This is a genomic window from Yoonia sp. (assembly GCF_042093035.1).
Classification (GTDB): Bacteria; Pseudomonadota; Alphaproteobacteria; order Rhodobacterales; family Rhodobacteraceae; genus Yoonia.
Genome location: NZ_JBELFI010000042.1, coordinates 1 through 18168, shown reverse-complemented (window position 1 = coordinate 18168; position 18168 = coordinate 1). Strand labels below are relative to the sequence as shown.

Sequence of the window (18168 nt, the reverse complement as noted above, 5' to 3'; positions counted from 1 at the left end):
TGTTTACCTTATTCCATGTGGTTCAAAGCAATCGGACGTCAGAGAGGCTGAGGACAGACCTATCTTGGAGCAATGTCGGCGTTGCAGGGCTTTGTGCTCATTCGTGCATCCTGCAGCATCGGACACTTCGGGCTCTTAACCGACCTCCGTCGATCAATGAAACAGCAATCAAGAATTGTGCTGTCTGGCCAAGCTGGTGCCGCAAACCGCTGGCGAAACCTAGTTTGTATTTGTCAGGTTTTTGGCCGTCGGTTGAACACCAGACTTTCGCGCTTTGCGCAGCATCGGGTAAAATGGGCGCAAAGCAACCGATCGCCCTGGCGGTAGGTCGTGGCATTCTGGTCATTGCCACGTCACTGTCTGAATTTTCCAACGAGGCTCTTGCCTCTTTTTCGCAAAAAACCCTCATGCCTGCCAAGGATTGACGATTGCCATCCGTCAAACCACCGTGATGCGTATGACTGTCAGCGACGAACACCTTGCAAAAGCAGCGGCAAGCGGTGATGCCGCGGCCTTTGCCAGCCTGCTCGATAGGCACTACGACCGGCTATTTGCGTTTTGCTTCCGATTGACGGGATCGCGGATTGAAGCCGAAGACCTGACGCAGGATATCTGTGCGGCATTGCCATCGAAACTGTCCAGCTACCAAGCCCGTGCGAAAGTCACCACATGGCTCTACCGCGTCGCGGTCAACGCCGCCCAGGATCGCCGCCGCAAGAACGCCAGCTATGCAAAAGCAGCGACCGGGTGGGGCGATTGGGAATCCGGGCGCCGCACCGACAATGCGCAGACAGCAGCACAGGTCGATTGGCTGACACAAGCCATGCGGATCCTGTCACCAGAACTGCGCGACACGCTGGCGCTGGTTCTTGACGACATGACCCATGCGCAGGCCGCAGAGGTTTTGCGCGTCTCAGAAGGCACGATCAGTTGGCGTATCTCTGAGGCGAAGAAGGCGTTACGCGTGTTGCGCGCGCAGGAGGAGGAGCAATGACTGATGACCTGAGCGATCTCAGAGCCAAAATGGATGATGCAATGCCGCGGCCCGACGTGCAGCGCCGTCAGCAAGACCTCGCGCTTGCCAGCGCAAATTTTGCACGTCTTCATGCGCCCAAAGGCGGCGCGGTGCCCGCAGTCCGTTTGTTCCCCAGCAAAGCATGGTTTGGAGGGACCTTAGCGTCGCTCGCTGTTGTGGCAACGGCCGTCGTGCTTTTTGTCCCGTCATCCGCACCAGTTCCGTTGGGGCCGACAACCGCCAATGTTGAAGGCGCGATGGCAGAGGTCATGCCAGACGTCGCCCTTGCTCCGCAGGAGGCCCCCCAGGTCTTGAGCCGAAGCACCACATCGCCGACCTCTTTAGCAACCCAAAATGTGCCGTCACAGCCGGAGGCGACCGCTATATTGGCAGAGACTGCGCTGTCTTATCAAAAGATCGGCCAGTTGTTGCGGCAGGGGCAATTACCCTCCCCCGCTGCTGTGGATGTTTCTGCCTTGCTATCAGGCGTTGCCGATAGCCTGTTGCGGCGCATTGACAGCATCCACACGGCTTCGCTGCCAACTCCATGGAACGGCGACGCCTACCTTGTGCTCAATTTCTCACCCTCCAGGGCAGGGGTCTCTGGATTGGCGATTGACGAGACCTGGCGCTTGCTGGGTTCGGTCCAACAAGACATTGGGACCGTTGACGTCTATCAGGCCCCAATCGCCGTTGGTGAGCAGGCAAATGAGGATAGCGTCTTTATAGCAGCAGTCACCGGATTCGCGCTTCTGCTACAGGGCGAAGCGTCGCTCGACACGTGGTCTTTCGACGAAGCGCTGGCGCTGGCGCGACGCGGAACAAGCGATGACCCTGTGCGATTGGAAATGTTGGAACTCATGGAACGTGCAAGAGATTTGTCTCCGTAGCTTCTGCGATGCGTTGCCCAAGTCAACTGCTCGCCCATTGCTGCATCGAACGAGGCGGATAATGGATGACTGCCACCCTTATCTGTGCGTGGCGCTAGCGGCGGTAGGCCCCCAATTCATAGAAGTCCTTCAAGGTTTGCCCTTTGAGGGGGCGAAACCGGTCCAACTCTTCAAGCGCCGATATCCTGTCGAGCCGGAACATCCGAAACCCATCGCGCAACTCACACCAGCCCACCGCAGTCCAGACCTTTCCCCAAAACCAAACGCCCAAAGGGCGCACAACCCGATTGGTTTGCTGGCCCACTTCATCTGCATAGCCCATCCGCAACCTGATCTTTGCCTCCGAAGCGGCTTCAAACCGATCCAGATAATCGCGCCAATGACCGTGCTGTGCGATCCCATCCATGACGTGGACATTGACTTGACCCACCTGTGGTCGCGCCTCTTGGGGTAAAACGGCATCAATCTTGACCAGGGCTTCCTGCGCCGCAGCAGCCATTCTTGTGCCGCCCCACGATTGCAGGATGCGCGCACCCGATACGAGCGCCACGATCTCTTCTTGGGTGAACATAAGCGGTGGCAGGTCATAGCCATCACGCATCAAGTAACCCACGCCCGCCTCGCCCTCAATCGGGACGCCAGAACCAATCAGATGCGCCACGTCACGGTAAATCGTGCGTGGCGTCACCTCGAGCTTTTCGGCAAGCTGTGCCGCCGTCGTCAGCCGACCGCCCCGCAAATATTGCAATATTTGAAAGAGGCGGTCGGCGCGGCGCATTTACGCAACGGCCTCAAACAGGCCGATGGAATTCCCGTCGAGATCTTTTGCGTAGGCAAAGCGCCCTGCGGGAATTTGAATTGGCGGGCTCAGCACCTGACCACCGGCTTTCCAGCAACGATCCATCCCAGCCTCCAGACTATCCTCCAGGCCAATATGGATTGTGTTGCCGCTTTCTCCGCTTGGCTTGCCGGGATAGAGATGCGCGCCAGCTGTATTCATCGCCCCACCCAAGACCGCCATCGGGTTTGGCCCTGAATTGTCGATCTGCATCGCGTAGCCGAAAACCGCGTTATAGAACGCCACCGACTTGTCCATGTCTGTCACCGGAATTTCGCCCCAAACCATAATTGCACGTTCACTCATGTCTCATCTCCTTTGTTGAACAATGATGAGACCGTTTAAACATACCCATACTGACAGCGTTATGTCAGCATGTTTTCAGGAGGGTCAGGTTTTGATCCACCCGACCCCGTCCGCGGTTTCAGCACGGGGTTTGTATTCGCCCGCAACCCAGCCGTCGTAACCTTCCCCATCTAGTTGGGCAAAAAAGGCCGGATAGTCGATTTCGCCCTGATCGGGTTCAGAACGGTCCGGCATTTGGGCAACTTGAACATGGGCAGTGATGTCGCGCATTGCATCCCATGTGCCCTGCACATCACCAGTAATCTTCGCCGCATGGAAAGCATCAAACTGCAGACGTAGGTTTGGCGCATCAACCGCGATGACAATTTCACGGCCCAGTTTGAAGTCATTCAGAAAATAGCCGGGCATGGTGTCATTGTTGATCGGCTCGATCGTCAGGCTTTGATCGGGGGCTTCTGCGGCTGCCCAGCGTAGGTTGTCCATAAAGACCGTCTTGGCCTCATCGCCTTCCGCAACACCCGACATAATATGCAAATGCTGTGCGCCAAGCGTTTGCGCATAGCGCAAAGCACGTTTGAAATCCTTGCGAAAGCGATCTTGCAGTCCGGCTATTGCGGCAAAGCCCTGCGGCCCGCCCGTGTAATTTGGCGGCGGACAATTCAGCAGCACCATGTGCAGGTCATGCTTTGCCAGCTCACTCACAATATCCTGCGCATTCACATCATAAGGAAAGAGCACCTCAACAGCGTCAAAACCAGCTTCTTTCGCCGCCTCAAAGCGCTCAAGGAACGGCAGTTCCGTAAAAAGCCATGTCAGATTGGCGCAAAACTTTGGCATGGGGGGCCTTTCATAGGTTGGGCAGGAGGCGCGGCGGAATTTCTATTCGTCCAGATCAGCAGAGGGAATAATCGGAAAGAACACCCCGCCCGAGCGCACCCCGAACCAACTTGTACCGTCTTGATCGGCATGTTCACCGATTTCAACCATACGATAGAACGATTTGCGGTCGATAAGTGCTTCGAGATTACTGCGCACAAGGACATAGGGCGAAGGCTCACCGGTTAGCGCATCACGCACGACGCGCATGGGGTGGTCGGGACCGGCCACCATCCGGTCGCCGACATTTGTCTCAAATTCCAACCCTTCGCCACGGCGATTGAAATCAACGGCGACAAATGGCGCATCATCCACGGTGATGCCGACCTTTTCAACAGGCGTGACCAAGACATAATCGTCCCCATCACGGCGCAAAATCGTCGAAAACAGCTTCACCAACTCTGGCCGACCAATCGGCGTGCCCATGTAATACCATGTTCCGTCCCGCGCGATCCGCATGTCAATGTCGCCACAATGCGGCGGGTTCCACAAATGCACCGGCGGCAAGCCTCCTTTTTGGGCAGCCCGGGCACTTTGTGCGATGCTTTCTGCCGAGGGGGTCTCAATCTTTTGTGTGCTCATTGCTTTTGCCATTGGGTAAGAGGGGATTATCTGTTGTGATGAAGACTATAGCTCATCCGGAGGAATGTCATGGCCGCTGATACCGATCTTGTCGCCGAAATTGAAAAACTAGGCGCAAAGCTGGCCGACGCGCGGGTCAGTATCGCGGCCCGTTTCATTGGCCAACCGCGTGTCGTGGACCTGACGCTGACGGCGCTGATCTGCGGCGGCCATGCTGTGCTGATCGGCCTACCGGGCCTTGGCAAAACGCGGCTCGTCGATACTTTGTCGACCGTGATGGGGCTTGACGGCAACCGCATCCAGTTCACGCCAGATTTGATGCCCGCCGATATACTGGGTTCCGAGGTCCTGGAGACCACGGACAATGGCCAACGCAACTTCCGCTTCATTGAAGGGCCGGTTTTCTGTCAGCTTCTGATGGCAGATGAGATCAACCGCGCTTCCCCCCGGACCCAATCCGCCCTTTTGCAGGCGATGCAGGAAAAAGAAGTGACTATCGCTGGCGCGCACCGTGCCTTGGGCGTCCCCTTCCATGTGCTGGCAACGCAAAACCCGATTGAACAGGAAGGCACCTATCCATTGCCAGAGGCGCAGTTGGACCGTTTTCTCGTTCAGATCGATGTACCCTATCCTGATCGGGACACTGAAAAGGACATCCTGATCGCAACGACCGGCGCAACCGATGCAGTATCCGAACAGGTTTTCACCGCGCAAGAATTGCTGGCGGCACAAAACCTTCTGCGGCGGATGCCGGTCGGTGACAACATCGTCGAAATGATCCTTGATCTGGTGCGCGCCTGTCGCCCCGACAACGAAAACGCCCCCGATATCATTCGGCACAACGTCAGCTGGGGGCCAGGACCACGCGCAGCGCAGGCCCTGATGTTGACCGTGCGCGCGCAGGCGCTGCTGGAAGGGCGGCTCGCACCTTCCGCAGAAGATGTGCGCGCGATGGCCGTGCCTGTGCTTGAACACCGGATGGCATTGTCATTTGCTGCAAAGGCGCGTGGCGAAAGCATTCATCACGTAATTAATTCGGTCGCGGATCAAATCACCGCAGTCGCCGCCGCCGCATGACCGAACCACTTGCCCTACGTTCCGATGCCGAAGCGCTGGCCAGCCCGCTTCCACCGCTCTTGGCGGAGGCGGAGCATTTGGCGACGACGGTGCTGTTGGGCGATCACGGGCGCCGACGTGCGGGTACAGGCGACACTTTCTGGCAATACCGCCCGGCGCAGCCGCATGATGAGGCGCGCAGCATTGATTGGCGGCGCTCGGCCCGATCCGATAGCAATTTTGTGCAGGACAAGGAATGGCAGATCGCGCAATCCGTCATCCTCTGGATCGATCAGGCGGCCTCCATGTCGTTTTCGTCTGACGCGAACCTTCCGCAGAAGGCGCAACGGGCGCGTATTTTGGGATTGGCCGCAGCAATTCTGTTGATCCGAGGCGGCGAACGCGTCGGCCTGACCGGGTTGCGCCTGCCGCCCAGACGGGGTGAAGCGCAGCTGATGCAAATGGCACAGCTTTTGTCCCTAGACGATGAAACCGACTATGGCAGCCCGGAAGCACAAGGAATGCTGCCGCATTCCCGCGCGCTCTTCATCAGCGATTTTCTGGGGGACATGCAGGCCGTCGAGGACGCGCTCCTGCGTGCCGCCGATCGCGGTGTACGTGGTGCGCTGTTGCAAGTGCTGGACCCCCAAGAAGAAGCCTTCCCCTTTGACGGACGAACCGTGTTTGAAAGCATGTCGGGCGGGCTGCGCCACGAAACGCTCAAAGCAAGCGAGCTGAAAACCCGCTATCTCGCGCGATTGGCCGAGCGCAAAGACCGCCTGCAACACCTTGCGCAAACGACAGGCTGGCAATTCCAAAGCCACCGAACAGACGAAACCGCAACCACCGCGTTGTTCTGGCTTTATGGCGCATTGGAGCATCGCAAATGATCGCCCCCTATCATCTTGCCCAAGAAACTCCGGGGGCCGTCATTGATGCGCCATCGGTTCAAGCGGCGATGGCGGCGGCAGCGCCCCGGTGCAAACCGTAGATGTTCGCGCTTGGCCCCATAGGTTTCAGCGCCCCGTGGTTGCTGCTTGGCCTGATCGCCCTGCCGATCTTGTGGATTTTGCTGCGCGCTGTCCCGCCCGCGCCGATCAGACGGCGCTTTCCGGGGGTCGCGCTGCTGTTGGGGCTGACCGATGATGAAAGCCAAACCGATCGCACCCCTTGGTGGCTGTTGCTCTTGCGCACATTGGCTGTCGCAGCAGCAATCGTGGGCTTTGCGGGGCCAGTCCTCAACCCGCAAAACGCCCGCGACGGCGACGGCGATCTGGTGATCTTGCTGGACGGTTCATGGGCGGGGGCCGCCAACTGGCAGACGCGTATGGATCGGGTGGACAGTCTGCTGACCGAGGCCACACTAGCGGACCGCAGGACGGCTGTTTTGACATTGACCGATCTGCCGCAAGATGGATTACCCTTTGCAGCACCCAATGACTGGCAAAACCGTCTGCCAAATCTGCAACCGAACCCTTGGCAACCGCAAAACGTTACCGCTTGGTTTGAAGACAGGAATGCCGCGTTTGAGACCTACTGGATTTCCGACGGGCTGGACTGGAACGGCCGCTCTGAACTGCTAAATATCCTTTCTGATCGTGGCCGTGTCACGGTGTTTCAGACCCCGCGCCAGGTATTCGGTATGCGTCCTGCGCGGTTTGAGAACGGTGAGGTTCTGGTGTCTGCAACCCGGACCCCCATCGGCAACGCGATAGAGGCAACCGTCAACGCAACCGGCCTTGATCCTGCGGGTATTGAGCGTGTTCTGGCCGCGGTACCGTTGCGCTTTGAGGCCGGCAATGCGGATGCGGAAACGGCGATGGTCCTGCCACCTGAACTGCGCAACCGGATCACGCGTTTTGAAATCAGCGGCAACCGTTCTGCCGGGGCTATCACGCTGACAGATGACGCGCTAAAACGCCGCGAAGTGGCATTAATCGCAGGCAATGACGGGCGCGAAGGTCTCGAACTTCTGTCACCGCTCTACTACTTGCGCGAAGCGCTTGACCCGACAGCCGACATCATCGACGGCACCCTTGATGACATCCTGCTTGCCAATCCCGACGTGATTGTTCTGGCTGATGTGGCGACACTGGCCGATCCCGATGCAATTGCCGCTTGGGTAGAGAATGGCGGTATGCTCTTGCGTTTTGCAGGCCCCCGTCTTGCGGCCTCCGATCAAGGGCGCAGCGTGAATGACCCGCTTTTGCCCGTCAGGTTGCGCTCCGGTGGGCGCACAATTGGGGGCGCAATGAGTTGGGGTGAGCCAAAAACCCTCGCGCCATTCAGTCAAGACAGCCCGTTTTTTGGCCTTGCCGTTCCCGATGATGTGGATGTCACCAGTCAGGTCATGGCCCAGCCTGACCCGACTTTGGCGGACCGTGTGATCGCGCAGCTGTCGGATGGCACGCCCTTGGTCACACGAAGGATCAGCGGCGAAGGCCAAATAGTCCTGTTTCATGTGACTGCCAATGCCGAGTGGTCCAACCTGCCTCTGTCCGGTCTGTTTGTGCAGATGCTCGAACGACTGGCGGTCTCGACGCGCCCTGCGGCCCTTGACGAAAGCGCGTTGGCAGGCACGACATGGCGGCCCAATCGCGTCCTTGACGGGTTCGGGCGCCTGCAAGACGGCAACACATTACCCGGAGTGGCCGGAGAAGTGCTGGCGACCGCCAAGATCGGTCCTGACCTGCTTCCGGGTCTCTATGCCGGCGGGGATCAGCAAGTCGCCGTCAACGTCATCGCGCAGGAGACCACGCTTTCCGTGGCCAGTTGGCCCGGCAGTGTCGGGCTGGAGGGCATGGCGCCAGTCCGCGAATCCGCATTGAAGGGATGGTTTTTAAGCGCCACCCTGATCTTGATGATGATCGATGTGTTCGCGTCTCTTGCGATTGGCGGCAGGCTACGCGGCCCGCGTGCTGATGTGGCGGCGGCGTTGGCAGCGGCGCTGCTTTGGGCGCCCGAAGCACAGGCACAATCGCCTGACGATTTCGCCCTTCGCGCCACTAGCGAAGTTGTGCTGGCACATGTTTTGACCGGCGACCGGCGCACCGATGAAATCGCTCTGGCCGGGCTGACGGGACTGTCGGAGACACTCTTCCGGCGCACCTCGATAGAGCCGGCGGCACCTGTCGGTGTGAACATCGAAACTGATGAACTGGCGTTTTTTCCGTTCCTGTACTGGCCCATTACCGCCAATCAACCCCTGCCAAGCCGTGCGGCCTATGCAAAGCTGAACCGCTATCTGCGCAGTGGCGGGATGATTATGTTTGATACCCGTGACGCGAATACGGCGCGCTTCGGGTCCGGCTCTCCGGAGGGGCGGCGCCTGCAAGCCATCGCGCGCGCGCTCGATATTCCGGCACTTGCCCCGTTGCCGCCGGATCATGTGCTGACACGGACGTTCTACCTGCTGCAAGACTTCCCTGGCCGCTACGCCAGCCGTGATGTCTGGGTGGAGGCCGCCACGATCGACGCGCCGGTTGCAGAAGGGATGCCGTTTCGAAACCTCAACGATGGGGTAACGCCGGTGATTATCGGCGGCAACGACTGGGCCAGCGCTTGGGCGGTCGATGAACGCGGACGGCGCATGTTCCCGGTCGGACGCGGCATGTCAGGTGAGCGGCAACGCGAATTGGCGCTCCGTTTCGGTGTGAATGTGATTATGCATGTGCTGACGGGCAATTATAAATCCGATCAGGTCCATGTGCCTGATCTGTTGGACCGGTTGGGGCAGTGATGACAGGCACGGTTATTCTTGATCCTCTCATCCCGCTGCTGTTGCTCTATCTTGTGGCTGCAATGGCGACCTTGGGGGTCGGTCTCGCTATCTGGAGGCGTCTGCCGGGTTGGTGGCTGCGCGGCCTTGCGGCAATGGCGTTGTTGGCGGCATTGGCAAATCCCGCACTTCAGCAAGAAGACCGCGAACCGCTCAGCGACATCGTCCTTGTCGTGGTTGATGAAAGTGCCAGCCAAATGATCGGCAAGCGCCCAGAACAGAACGCCAAAGCACTTGCGAATATCAAAGCAGAGCTGGCGCGGTTGCCGAACACTGAATTGCGCCAGATCACCCTTGGCGACGGCGAAGGCGACACCGGAACGGCACTGATGACCGCTGTCTCACAAGCGCTCGCAGATGAACCGCGTGCGCGTGTTGCCGGGATCATATTGCTCACCGATGGGCGCCTGCACGATATTGAGCGCACACCAAACCTGCCTGCCCCGCTGCACGCATTGCTGACGGGCGAACCTGACGATTGGGATCGCCGCCTTGTGGTTTCAAACGCCCCGGCATTCGCGATCCTTGGTGAAGAAGTCACACTGACGCTGCGCGTCGAAGATCAAGGCGCTGCCCCGGACCAGACAAATGTACCATTGTCCATTGCAATCGACGGTGAGCCGCCATTGGTCGTTCAGGTTCCGATCGGCGAAGATATCAACCTGCCGCTGCAACTTCCGCATGGCGGCATGAATGTGCTGCAATTCACAATCCCCGCTGCCGATGGCGAACTGACTGACCGCAACAATGCGGCCGTTGTCCAGATCAACGGCGTGCGCGACCGGCTGCGCGTGCTACTGGTTTCAGGTGAGCCGCACCCAGGCGAACGCACATGGCGGAATTTGCTCAAGTCCGATGCGGCGGTCGATTTGGTTCATTTCACAATTCTGCGCCCACCTGAAAAGCAGGATGGCGTGCCGGTCAACGAATTGTCTCTCATTGCCTTCCCGACGCGCGAGCTATTTCTTGAGAAAATCAACGACTTTGACCTGATTATATTCGACCGCTATCGCAGGCGGGGCATTCTGCCGAGCGCCTATCTGGAAAATATACGTTCCTACGTGGAACGCGGTGGCGCAGTGTTGGTGTCATCCGGCCCGGAATACGGTTCTGCTGACAGCATTTACCGCTCGCCTTTGGGGGAAATCTTGCCCGGTGCGCCGACCGCGCGGGTCTTTGAGGAAGGATTTGTCCCGCAGATCACTGAGATCGGCGCGCGGCATCCGGTGACAGAAGGGCTCGATCTCTTGTCACCCAATCCCGACGGGGAAGGCCCCGGATGGGGTCGCTGGTTCCGGCTGGTCGATGTGACCGTGCCAGAGGGCGCGACGACGGTGATGTCCGGCCTCGATGACCGGCCCTTGTTAATGCTGAACCGTATCGGCGAGGGGCGCGTTGCGCTTATTGCGTCGGATCATTCCTGGCTTTGGGATCGTGGCTACGAGGGCGGCGGGCCGCAACTGGAACTTCTGCGTCGGCTGGCCCATTGGATGATGAAAGAACCGGAGCTTGAGGAAGAAGCCCTCTGGGTGGAGCCCACGGGCCAAACCATGCGGATCATCCGGCGCACGCTCGATCTGGAAACAGGCGACGTCACAATCACCCAACCCGACGGCACCGAAACAGTGGTCACGCTGCAAGAGGTCTCTCCCGGTCGGTTTGAAACACTCTGGACAGGCCCTGAAATCGGCCTTTATCGGTTGAGCGACGGCGAAGAGACCGCCGTTATCGCATTGGGGCCAGCCGCCCCCCGCGAATTCGAACAAACGATTGCAACGGCACAGACCCTCGCGCCGATCATCGACGGCACGCGTGGCGGCGCAATGGCAATATCGGAAGGTGCCATTGATATCCGCAGTGTTCGCGAAGGCCGACCCGCCGCCGGGCGCGGCTGGATCGGGATTACGCCGCGTGGCGCGTTCCAGACTGCCGATGTCAGGATCACGCCGCTTTTACCGGCTTGGGCTTTTCTTTTGTTGTCCGCTCTCTTGATGGTCGGTGCGTGGCTCCGCGAAGGGCGCCGATGATAGACGGTTGCCTGCTGTGATAACCGCGCTCAAGCTATTGGGCGTGTTCGTGTTGGCCTTGCTGACGCTCGTAGGGTGTCAAACAGTGCGTAATTCAGGCAATCCACCAGTGCCTGAACCGTCGCCGGAGACCCTGCGGTTCGCCACTTACAATGTGCATTATATCATTCTTGAAAGGGACGAAGGACCGTGGTCTCGCGGCGATTGGGAAAGGCGCAAGGTGCCACTGGCGTTGGCCTTTGACGATATCAATGCAGATGTCATCGGTTTTCAGGAAATGGAAAGCTTTGCGCGCGGTGGCGACGGGAAGATAAATCTGGCTCTGGATTGGCTGCTGTCCCACAACCTGGACTACGCGGCTGCTGCGGTTGGCGACCCGGCCAGTTTCCCCTCCACACAACCGATACTTTATCGCAAGGATCGGCTCGCGTTGATCGATCAGGGCTGGTTTTTCTTCTCGCGGAGCCCTGATGTGATTTATTCGCGCACCTTCAATGGCTCCTTCCCCGCATTCACCTCTTGGGCGCAGTTTCGGGATTTGCAAACAGGCGCGGTCTTCAAAGTGGCCAATGTCCACACCGATTTTCGAAGCCGCACGAACCGGTTGCAATCTATCGCCCTGGTCGCCGAACGGATCGCACCCTGGATCGATGCGGGTGAGACTGTCTTTGTGATCGGCGATTTGAATGCGCGTCTGGGCTCTCGCGAAATCGAAATGCTTGAGGCGACGGGTCTTGCGTTTGCGCCCGTGAAAGGGGCCACAGTCCATTTCAATCGCGGGATCAACCTGTTTGGCGCGATCGATCATATCGCATCCGTTGGCAATGCGCGCCTTGCCTCCGGACCCTATGTCATCAGGCGGAAATTTGCAGGCGAATGGCCAACCGATCACTATCCGGTTCTGGCAGATTATCTGCTCGGCCCATCACCCTAATCGGTCAGGCGCACCTCAAAAAGCGCATCATCCCAGCCATCCACATTGCAGCGGGCGCGAACGTAAATCACCGAGGCGCCATCTGGGATCACAACCTCTGACAAGGCGCGTGTAAAGGGCTGCTCGGTCACATGCGGGTGAAACAAGGTGCGCAAACCAAGGCTGTTGCCGTCGACATCCCGCACTTCCCAACCATCAGCATAGTGATCCCAGCCTGTGTCCGGGTGGGACAGGGTTACGCTGATGCGGTCACCGCTGACAGTCACGCCTTCAATCGCAGGCGCATCCGCAAGAGCAGGGGCCGCGAGCAAGGCAAGAGATGCTACAAGTCTCATGTGGGGTTTTTTAGCAGAATTGAACGCGGCAATGACGCAAATTCGCGTGACCAGACAACCCAGACGACCACCACCGTCGCAACAATCAATGCAAAAGCACCCAACAACCACGCCAGGGCAGCCAGCGCGAAATACATCGCGCGCAAGCCTCGGTTGAAGTTGATCGCAGCACGGATGTTCAGCTCCGCGGCTTGTGCCGCACGGGGGAAAGCCTCTGGATCGGCTGGATCGTTGGGCACGGCTGCCATAAGCACCGCGCAATAGCCAAACACACGGTTGGCCCAGACAAATTTCAAAAAGGCATTGGTCAGAAAAATTGCAACAAGCGCCAGTTTCAACTGGAAGATCAAAACCGGCACCGCCATTTCGGTGACCTCAGCCGCGACCCCACGAAGAGGTTCGGTATTCCCCGCAAGTGCCAGAACACCGCCGACCGCCAACAAACAGGTGGAGGCAAAAAATGATGTGCCTTGCCGCAGGCTCGCCAAAATCTGGCTGTCGAAAATGCGGGGCTCGCGCGTGACAAAGACCTTCATCCAGTCGCGCCGGTTTTGAGACATCAGAACCGTTACCGAAGGATGTTTAGTGCCCGGATACTCAATGCGCCATCCAATAAGCAGATATGCCAGCAGGATCGCGCTTGCCGCGACCCAATCGAGCGGTGAAAGAAGTGTCAAGTGATCGAGTATTTGCATGAGAGACTGTTTAGCCGCTACAGTTGAGACTTGCCACACGGAAAAATTGGTAATATATTCTTACCAAATGTCGGATCAGGGAGTCGTCCTATGGAAATGCCCACCCCAAACGCACAGGTTCTGTCGCGCAAGGATAAAATCGTTGCCCGCCTGTCCGAAATATTGCCACGCGATGCCGTGATCTCGGACGAACGTGAAACACGCGCGTATGAATGCGACGCCCTGACCGCTTACAAATGTCCGCCACTTTGCGCTGTCCTTCCGGCCAACACGAAAGAGGTCGCGGATGTTCTGCGGATCTGCCACCAGATGGGCGTACCTGTCGTGCCGCGCGGATCGGGAACATCACTAGCGGGCGGCGCCCTGCCAACCGCGGATTGTGTCATTTTGGGTGTCGCCAAGATGAATGACGTGATCGAGACCAACTACGACGACCGCTATATCCGCGTCCAGACTGGGCGCACGAACCTGTCGGTAACCGGCGCTGTTGAAACGAACGGCTTCTTTTACGCGCCCGACCCATCCAGCCAGCTTGCCTGTGCCATCGCGGGCAATATTGCAATGAACTCCGGTGGGGCGCATTGTCTGAAATACGGTGTGACCACCAACAACCTCATGGGCGTCACAATGGTCTTGATGGACGGAACAGTCGTCGAAATCGGTGGCGCGCATCTTGATGCGGCGGGCCTGGATATTCTGGGCGTGATTTGTGGATCGGAAGGGCAGCTCGGCGTTGTGACAGAGGCCACCTTGCGCATTCTCCACAAGCCTGAGGGCGCGCGCCCTGTTTTGATGGGGTACGATAGCTCAGAGGTGGCCGGTCAGGTCGTGACCGACATCATCAAGGCCGGTATTCTGCCGGTCGCGATCGAATTCATGGATCGCCCCTGCATTGAGGCAACCGAAAAATTCGCCAAAGCGGGCTACCCGATGTGTGAGGCCTTGTTGATTGTTGAGGTCGAGGGGTCAGAAGACGAAATCGACGCCCAATTGAAGCTTATCATGGAAATCGCGGCAGCGCATAATCCTGTTGAATTGCGCGAAGCGAAGGACGCCGAAGAGGCGGGACGTATTTGGCTGGGTCGGAAATCCGCCTTTGGTGCCATGGGGCAGATCAACGATTATATGTGTCTCGACGGAACGATCCCAGTGTCGTCGCTGCCATTGGTGTTGCGCCGCATTGGCGAGATGTCGAAGCAATTCGGCCTTGATGTGGGCAATGTGTTCCATGCAGGTGACGGCAATATGCATCCGCTGATCCTGTTTGATGCCAACAAGCCCGGCGACCTGGAGCTTTGCGAAGAATTTGGCGCTGAAATCCTGAAACTTTGTGTTGAGGTAGGTGGCTGTCTGACCGGCGAACATGGCGTCGGCATCGAAAAGCGCGATCTGATGAACGTCCAATACGATCCTGCCGATCTTGAAGCGCAAATGGCAGTCAAGGATATTTTTGATCCGTCATGGCTTTTGAATGCCGCGAAAGTATTCCCGTTGAATTCGTCCGAAGCCCGCCGCGCCGCTTGATCGGGGCTTCGCCCCCGCCCCTTCCGGGGCTCCCCCAAGGTATTTTGAACAAAAGAAGCCCGATATGACCCCGAAAACTGAAGCAGAGCTTGCACAGATGATTGCAGGCGCAAATGCACCTTTGCGCATTCAAGGCGGCGGAACACGACCAATAGGATCAACGGCGGGGGAGGTCTTGAGCACCTCTGCGATGTCGGGAATATCTCTTTATGAACCCGGAGCGCTGACGATTGTTGCCGGTGCTGGCACACCGATCGAAGAGGTCGAAAAGACGCTCGCAGCGGACAACCAACGGCTGGCGTTTGAGCCGATGGACCACCGCGCGCTCCTTGGCACGTCTGGTACACCGACTTTGGGTGGCATGGTGGCCGCCAATGTTTCCGGGCCCCGCCGCATTGCCGTCGGCGCCTGTCGTGATTTTATGCTAGGCGTGCGCTTTGTTGATGGCGCGGGAAACATCGTCAAGAACGGTGGCCGAGTGATGAAGAACGTGACTGGCTATGATCTGGTGAAACTGATGACCGGCGCTTATGGCACATTGGGGGTACTGACGGAAGTCTCTCTCAAGGTGCTGCCGAATGTTGAGACCGTCGGGACGGTCATGTTGCATGGGCTCAACGACGAAAAAGCAGTTGCCGCGATGTCATCAGCTTTGGGATCGCCGTTCGAGGCGACAGGCGTCGCGCATTTTCCAAAGGCCGCATCCGGTGATCCGCTGACCATGATCCGTGTGGAAGGGTTTGAAGCCTCGGTCAAATACCGCGCGGGCAGGCTGCAAGAATTGCTGAAGCCGTTTGGCGAGGCGACATTCGAGATCGGCGACCAGGGCGCTGCTGATTGGGCGGCCGTGCGTGATGTCCGCAGTTTTGCAGGGCAAGAGGGTGATGTTTGGCGTGTCTCCACCAAGCCATCTGACGCTGCGGGGCTTGTCGCCAAGATGGACGCGAAAGCGGTGCAATATGATTGGGGTGGCGGCCTGATCTGGGTTCTGAGTGATGCAGGGCGTGATCTGCGCTCGGCCGTCGGCCCCTTCGATGGCCATGCGACATTGATCCGCGGATCATCGGACATTCCTACTTTCCAACCTGAAGCAACCGCACTTGCAGCGATTACATCTGGCCTGCGCGCCAAATTCGATCCGCGTGGCATTCTTAATCCCGGGATCATGAGCTAATGCAAACCACCTTCACCCCAGAACAGCTAACTGATCCCGCGATTGAGCGGTCAAATGAAATCCTGCGCTCTTGCGTGCATTGCGGGTTTTGCACGGCGACCTGCCCGACCTATCAAGTGCTCGGTGATGAGCTGGATAGCCCGCGCGGCCGGATCTACCTCATCAAGGATATGCTCGAAAATGAGCGCAAACCGGATGCCAAGACGGTCAAGCATATTGACCGCTGCCTGTCCTGCCTGGCCTGTATGACGACCTGCCCGTCGGGTGTGCATTACATGCACCTTGTCGATCATGCGCGCGCCTATATTGAAAAGAACTATGATCGCCCGTTCTCGGATCAGGCGCTACGGTGGATCTTGGCCCGTATTCTACCCTATCCAATGCGGTTCCGTGTGGCACTGCTGGGTGCAAAAATCGGCCGCCCGTTTGCCCGGTTGATGCCAGATGCCCGCCTGCGCGCCATGCTGGAGATGGCCCCGAAATCCATCCCGCCAGTCAGCCGCAATGACGACCCGCAGACTTTCCCTGCGCAAGACAAGAAGATGCGCGTCGCCCTGATGACCGGTTGCGCGCAGAAGGCGCTGAACACGGATATCAACGATGCGACCATCCGCCTTCTCACGCGGCTGGGCGCTGAAGTCGTCGTGGCGGAAGGGGCTGGTTGCTGCGGTGCGCTGACCCATCACATGGGCAAGGAAAAAGAAAGCCATGCGACGGCCGCCAAGAACATCAAGGCGTGGGTGCGTGAGATCGACAACGGTGGACTGGATGCGATTGTTATCAACACTTCCGGCTGCGGCACCACCGTCAAGGACTATGGCCATATGTTCCGCAACGACGCGCTGGCCAAGGAGGCAGCACGGGTTTCAGCCATCGCGATGGATGTCTCCGAGGTGCTGATGAGGTTGGAGATGCCAGAAGGCGAAGACAAGGGCACGAAGGTCGCCTATCATGCGGCCTGTTCCTTGCAACATGGTCAACAGATCAAGACCTTCCCCAAAGACCTGCTCAAAAAGGCCGGGTTTACGGTGCTTGAGCCTGCAGACAGCCATCTGTGCTGTGGATCTGCCGGAACATACAACCTGATGCAGCCTGAGATTTCCAAGCAGTTGAAAGCGCGCAAAGTCCAGTCCATTGAAGCGCTGTCACCGGATATCATTTCAGCAGGCAATATCGGCTGCATGATGCAGATCGGAGGTGGCACCGATGTGCCTATCGTTCACACCGTCGAATTGCTTGATTGGGCGACAGGTGGCCCACAACCGCCTGCCCTGACCGCTGAGGGCAAAAATGAACCGCAGATCCCAATTCTGCGCTAGCGCCATATTCCTGCCCAAGACGTCGGTCAACGTGATCTGATGAAGGGTCTCAGACACATGACAAAAGCGTTTGCGGGGGCTGCTCTGGCCTGCAATCTGGCTTTTGGTGCATTGGCGCAGGAAAGTCCGCTCGTCGCCCTGCAAACGATGCAAGACAGTCTCGGCTGGGGCGGCGTCGGGCGGCTTGATATCCAGGACAAAGGGTTTTGTACGGCGGCCCTCATTGAGGATCGGCTGATCTTGACGGCGGCACATTGTGTCTTTGATCTTGATGGGACGTTGATCGCCCCCGCGCGTTTCGCGTTCCGTGCAGGCCTGCGGGACGGGCGCGCAGAGGCGACGCGACGTGTGCTGCGCACGGTACCTCATCCGGACTATCTTTTTGGTGAAGACGCTGCGTCGGTTGCACTGGATATTGCTGTCCTGGAGCTTGACCGGCCCATTCGGACAACGCGGGTCCAACCCTACCCGATTGCACCGCGTCCCACCGCGGGTGACGAGGTTCGGGTGGTGTCTTACGGGCGCAATCGCGCGGACGCTGCCAGCTTGCAAGAAAGCTGCAATATTCTGGGCCGTGACCGAAAGGTGCTGGTGATGACATGCAGTGTGGAATTTGGCTCAAGCGGGTCGCCCGTCTTTACGGAGGCTGGCGGACAAATGCAGATCGCCTCTGTGGTCTCTGCCATGGCGACGATGGGCGGTGAACAAGTGACGCTCGGCGCCTCGCTTGAGGCACCCTACAACGCGCTTATGCGCCACTACGCGACCTTGGGCGCGCAACGGTTGGGCGTTGGTCAGAGAGTATTGGTCGGCGGTCAG

Annotated in this window: 18 protein-coding genes; 12 read left to right on the top strand and 6 right to left on the bottom strand. The window is 58.4% G+C overall.

The features are described from left to right. The 3 genes from ACFDSS_RS07535 to ACFDSS_RS07525 all read left to right on the top strand — a co-directional run. The coding region (locus ACFDSS_RS07535; protein ID WP_375255152.1) for a hypothetical protein at positions 1 to 425 on the top strand (425 nt) is incomplete at its 5' end. Between the two features lie 32 nt (positions 426 to 457). Beyond that, positions 458 to 994: an RNA polymerase sigma factor gene (locus ACFDSS_RS07530; protein WP_375255151.1), complete on the top strand. Its 537-nt coding sequence runs from the start codon at positions 458 to 460 to the stop codon at positions 992 to 994. Beyond that, a complete protein-coding gene (locus ACFDSS_RS07525) occupies positions 991 to 1905 on the top strand; it encodes a YfbK domain-containing protein (RefSeq protein ID WP_375255150.1) in 915 nt (304 codons plus the stop codon). The genes ACFDSS_RS07530 and ACFDSS_RS07525 overlap by 4 nt, the downstream gene beginning before the upstream one ends. A gap of 94 nt (positions 1906 to 1999) precedes the next feature. On the opposite strand, the gene ACFDSS_RS07520 is transcribed toward ACFDSS_RS07525, so the two are convergent. The 4 genes from ACFDSS_RS07520 to ACFDSS_RS07505 all read right to left on the bottom strand — a co-directional run bounded on the left by ACFDSS_RS07520 (position 2000) and on the right by ACFDSS_RS07505 (position 4507). After that, on the bottom strand, positions 2000 to 2683 hold the full coding sequence (locus ACFDSS_RS07520; RefSeq protein WP_375255149.1) for a helix-turn-helix transcriptional regulator: 684 nt from the start codon (positions 2681 to 2683) through the stop codon (positions 2000 to 2002). Continuing rightward, positions 2684 to 3049 carry a VOC family protein gene (locus ACFDSS_RS07515; RefSeq protein ID WP_375255148.1) on the bottom strand — a complete coding sequence of 122 codons (366 nt, stop codon included), beginning with the start codon at positions 3047 to 3049 and terminating at the stop codon, positions 2684 to 2686. Between the two features lie 84 nt (positions 3050 to 3133). Continuing rightward, entirely contained in the window at positions 3134 to 3886 is a 753-nt protein-coding gene (locus tag ACFDSS_RS07510) for a hydroxypyruvate isomerase family protein (RefSeq protein WP_375255147.1), read from the bottom strand. Positions 3887 to 3928: 42 nt separating this feature from the next. After that, the gene (locus ACFDSS_RS07505) at positions 3929 to 4507 is read right to left on the bottom strand and encodes a DUF1285 domain-containing protein (RefSeq protein WP_375255146.1); all 579 of its coding nucleotides are present in this window, start codon (positions 4505 to 4507) and stop codon (positions 3929 to 3931) included. 69 nt (positions 4508 to 4576) lie between these two features. Between ACFDSS_RS07505 and ACFDSS_RS07500 the strand changes: the two genes are divergently transcribed. The 5 genes from ACFDSS_RS07500 (at position 4577) to ACFDSS_RS07480 (ending at position 12302) form a co-directional block, all read left to right on the top strand. After that, on the top strand, positions 4577 to 5584 hold the full coding sequence (locus ACFDSS_RS07500; RefSeq protein ID WP_375255145.1) for an AAA family ATPase: 1008 nt from the start codon (positions 4577 to 4579) through the stop codon (positions 5582 to 5584). Further along, positions 5581 to 6453: a DUF58 domain-containing protein gene (locus ACFDSS_RS07495; RefSeq protein WP_375255144.1), complete on the top strand. Its 873-nt coding sequence runs from the start codon at positions 5581 to 5583 to the stop codon at positions 6451 to 6453. Before ACFDSS_RS07500 ends, ACFDSS_RS07495 begins: the two co-directional genes overlap by 4 nt. 101 nt (positions 6454 to 6554) lie before the next feature. Then, entirely contained in the window at positions 6555 to 9302 is a 2748-nt protein-coding gene (locus tag ACFDSS_RS07490) for a DUF4159 domain-containing protein (RefSeq protein WP_375255143.1), read from the top strand. After that, positions 9302 to 11368: a hypothetical protein gene (locus ACFDSS_RS07485; protein WP_375255142.1), complete on the top strand. Its 2067-nt coding sequence runs from the start codon at positions 9302 to 9304 to the stop codon at positions 11366 to 11368. Before ACFDSS_RS07490 ends, ACFDSS_RS07485 begins: the two co-directional genes overlap by 1 nt. A gap of 16 nt (positions 11369 to 11384) precedes the next feature. Further along, positions 11385 to 12302 (top strand): endonuclease/exonuclease/phosphatase family protein, encoded by a 918-nt coding sequence (locus tag ACFDSS_RS07480; protein WP_375255141.1) that lies wholly within the window; start codon positions 11385 to 11387, stop codon positions 12300 to 12302. Here ACFDSS_RS07480 and ACFDSS_RS07475 read toward each other — a convergent pair. Next, a complete protein-coding gene (locus ACFDSS_RS07475) occupies positions 12299 to 12637 on the bottom strand; it encodes a hypothetical protein (RefSeq protein WP_375255140.1) in 339 nt (112 codons plus the stop codon). The two genes, ACFDSS_RS07480 and ACFDSS_RS07475, sit on opposite strands and share 4 nt — an antisense overlap. Beyond that, the gene (locus ACFDSS_RS07470) at positions 12634 to 13332 is read right to left on the bottom strand and encodes a DUF599 domain-containing protein (protein ID WP_375255139.1); all 699 of its coding nucleotides are present in this window, start codon (positions 13330 to 13332) and stop codon (positions 12634 to 12636) included. The genes ACFDSS_RS07475 and ACFDSS_RS07470 overlap by 4 nt, the downstream gene beginning before the upstream one ends. Before the next feature lie 90 nt (positions 13333 to 13422). On the opposite strand from ACFDSS_RS07470, the gene ACFDSS_RS07465 reads away from it, so the two are divergent. The 4 genes from ACFDSS_RS07465 to ACFDSS_RS07450 form a co-directional block, all read left to right on the top strand. Continuing rightward, positions 13423 to 14856, top strand: coding sequence for an FAD-linked oxidase C-terminal domain-containing protein (locus ACFDSS_RS07465; protein WP_375255138.1), 1434 nt, complete (start codon positions 13423 to 13425; stop codon positions 14854 to 14856). 64 nt (positions 14857 to 14920) lie between these two features. Further along, on the top strand, positions 14921 to 16030 hold the full coding sequence (locus tag ACFDSS_RS07460; protein WP_375255137.1) for an FAD-binding protein: 1110 nt from the start codon (positions 14921 to 14923) through the stop codon (positions 16028 to 16030). Continuing rightward, positions 16030 to 17349: a glycolate oxidase subunit GlcF gene (glcF, locus tag ACFDSS_RS07455; RefSeq protein WP_375255136.1), complete on the top strand. Its 1320-nt coding sequence runs from the start codon at positions 16030 to 16032 to the stop codon at positions 17347 to 17349. The genes ACFDSS_RS07460 and glcF overlap by 1 nt, the downstream gene beginning before the upstream one ends. A gap of 57 nt (positions 17350 to 17406) precedes the next feature. Then, positions 17407 to 18168: trypsin-like serine peptidase (locus ACFDSS_RS07450; RefSeq protein WP_375255135.1), on the top strand; the 762-nt coding region annotated here is incomplete at its 3' end.

Excerpts from the sequence above, each read along its gene's own strand:
- ACFDSS_RS07530 (WP_375255151.1), top strand. The coding sequence starts at position 458 with ATGACTGTCAGCGACGAACACCTTGCAAAAGCAGCGGCAAGCGGTGAT.
- ACFDSS_RS07525 (WP_375255150.1), top strand. The coding sequence starts at position 991 with ATGACTGATGACCTGAGCGATCTCAGAGCCAAAATGGATGATGCAATG.
- ACFDSS_RS07520 (WP_375255149.1), bottom strand. The coding sequence starts at position 2,683 with ATGCGCCGCGCCGACCGCCTCTTTCAAATATTGCAATATTTGCGGGGC.
- ACFDSS_RS07515 (WP_375255148.1), bottom strand. The coding sequence starts at position 3,049 with ATGAGTGAACGTGCAATTATGGTTTGGGGCGAAATTCCGGTGACAGAC.
- ACFDSS_RS07510 (WP_375255147.1), bottom strand. The coding sequence starts at position 3,886 with ATGCCAAAGTTTTGCGCCAATCTGACATGGCTTTTTACGGAACTGCCG.
- ACFDSS_RS07505 (WP_375255146.1), bottom strand. The coding sequence starts at position 4,507 with ATGAGCACACAAAAGATTGAGACCCCCTCGGCAGAAAGCATCGCACAA.
- ACFDSS_RS07500 (WP_375255145.1), top strand. The coding sequence starts at position 4,577 with ATGGCCGCTGATACCGATCTTGTCGCCGAAATTGAAAAACTAGGCGCA.
- ACFDSS_RS07495 (WP_375255144.1), top strand. The coding sequence starts at position 5,581 with ATGACCGAACCACTTGCCCTACGTTCCGATGCCGAAGCGCTGGCCAGC.
- ACFDSS_RS07490 (WP_375255143.1), top strand. The coding sequence starts at position 6,555 with ATGTTCGCGCTTGGCCCCATAGGTTTCAGCGCCCCGTGGTTGCTGCTT.
- ACFDSS_RS07485 (WP_375255142.1), top strand. The coding sequence starts at position 9,302 with ATGACAGGCACGGTTATTCTTGATCCTCTCATCCCGCTGCTGTTGCTC.
- ACFDSS_RS07475 (WP_375255140.1), bottom strand. The coding sequence starts at position 12,637 with ATGAGACTTGTAGCATCTCTTGCCTTGCTCGCGGCCCCTGCTCTTGCG.
- ACFDSS_RS07470 (WP_375255139.1), bottom strand. The coding sequence starts at position 13,332 with ATGCAAATACTCGATCACTTGACACTTCTTTCACCGCTCGATTGGGTC.
- ACFDSS_RS07465 (WP_375255138.1), top strand. The coding sequence starts at position 13,423 with ATGGAAATGCCCACCCCAAACGCACAGGTTCTGTCGCGCAAGGATAAA.
- ACFDSS_RS07460 (WP_375255137.1), top strand. The coding sequence starts at position 14,921 with ATGACCCCGAAAACTGAAGCAGAGCTTGCACAGATGATTGCAGGCGCA.
- glcF (WP_375255136.1), top strand. The coding sequence starts at position 16,030 with ATGCAAACCACCTTCACCCCAGAACAGCTAACTGATCCCGCGATTGAG.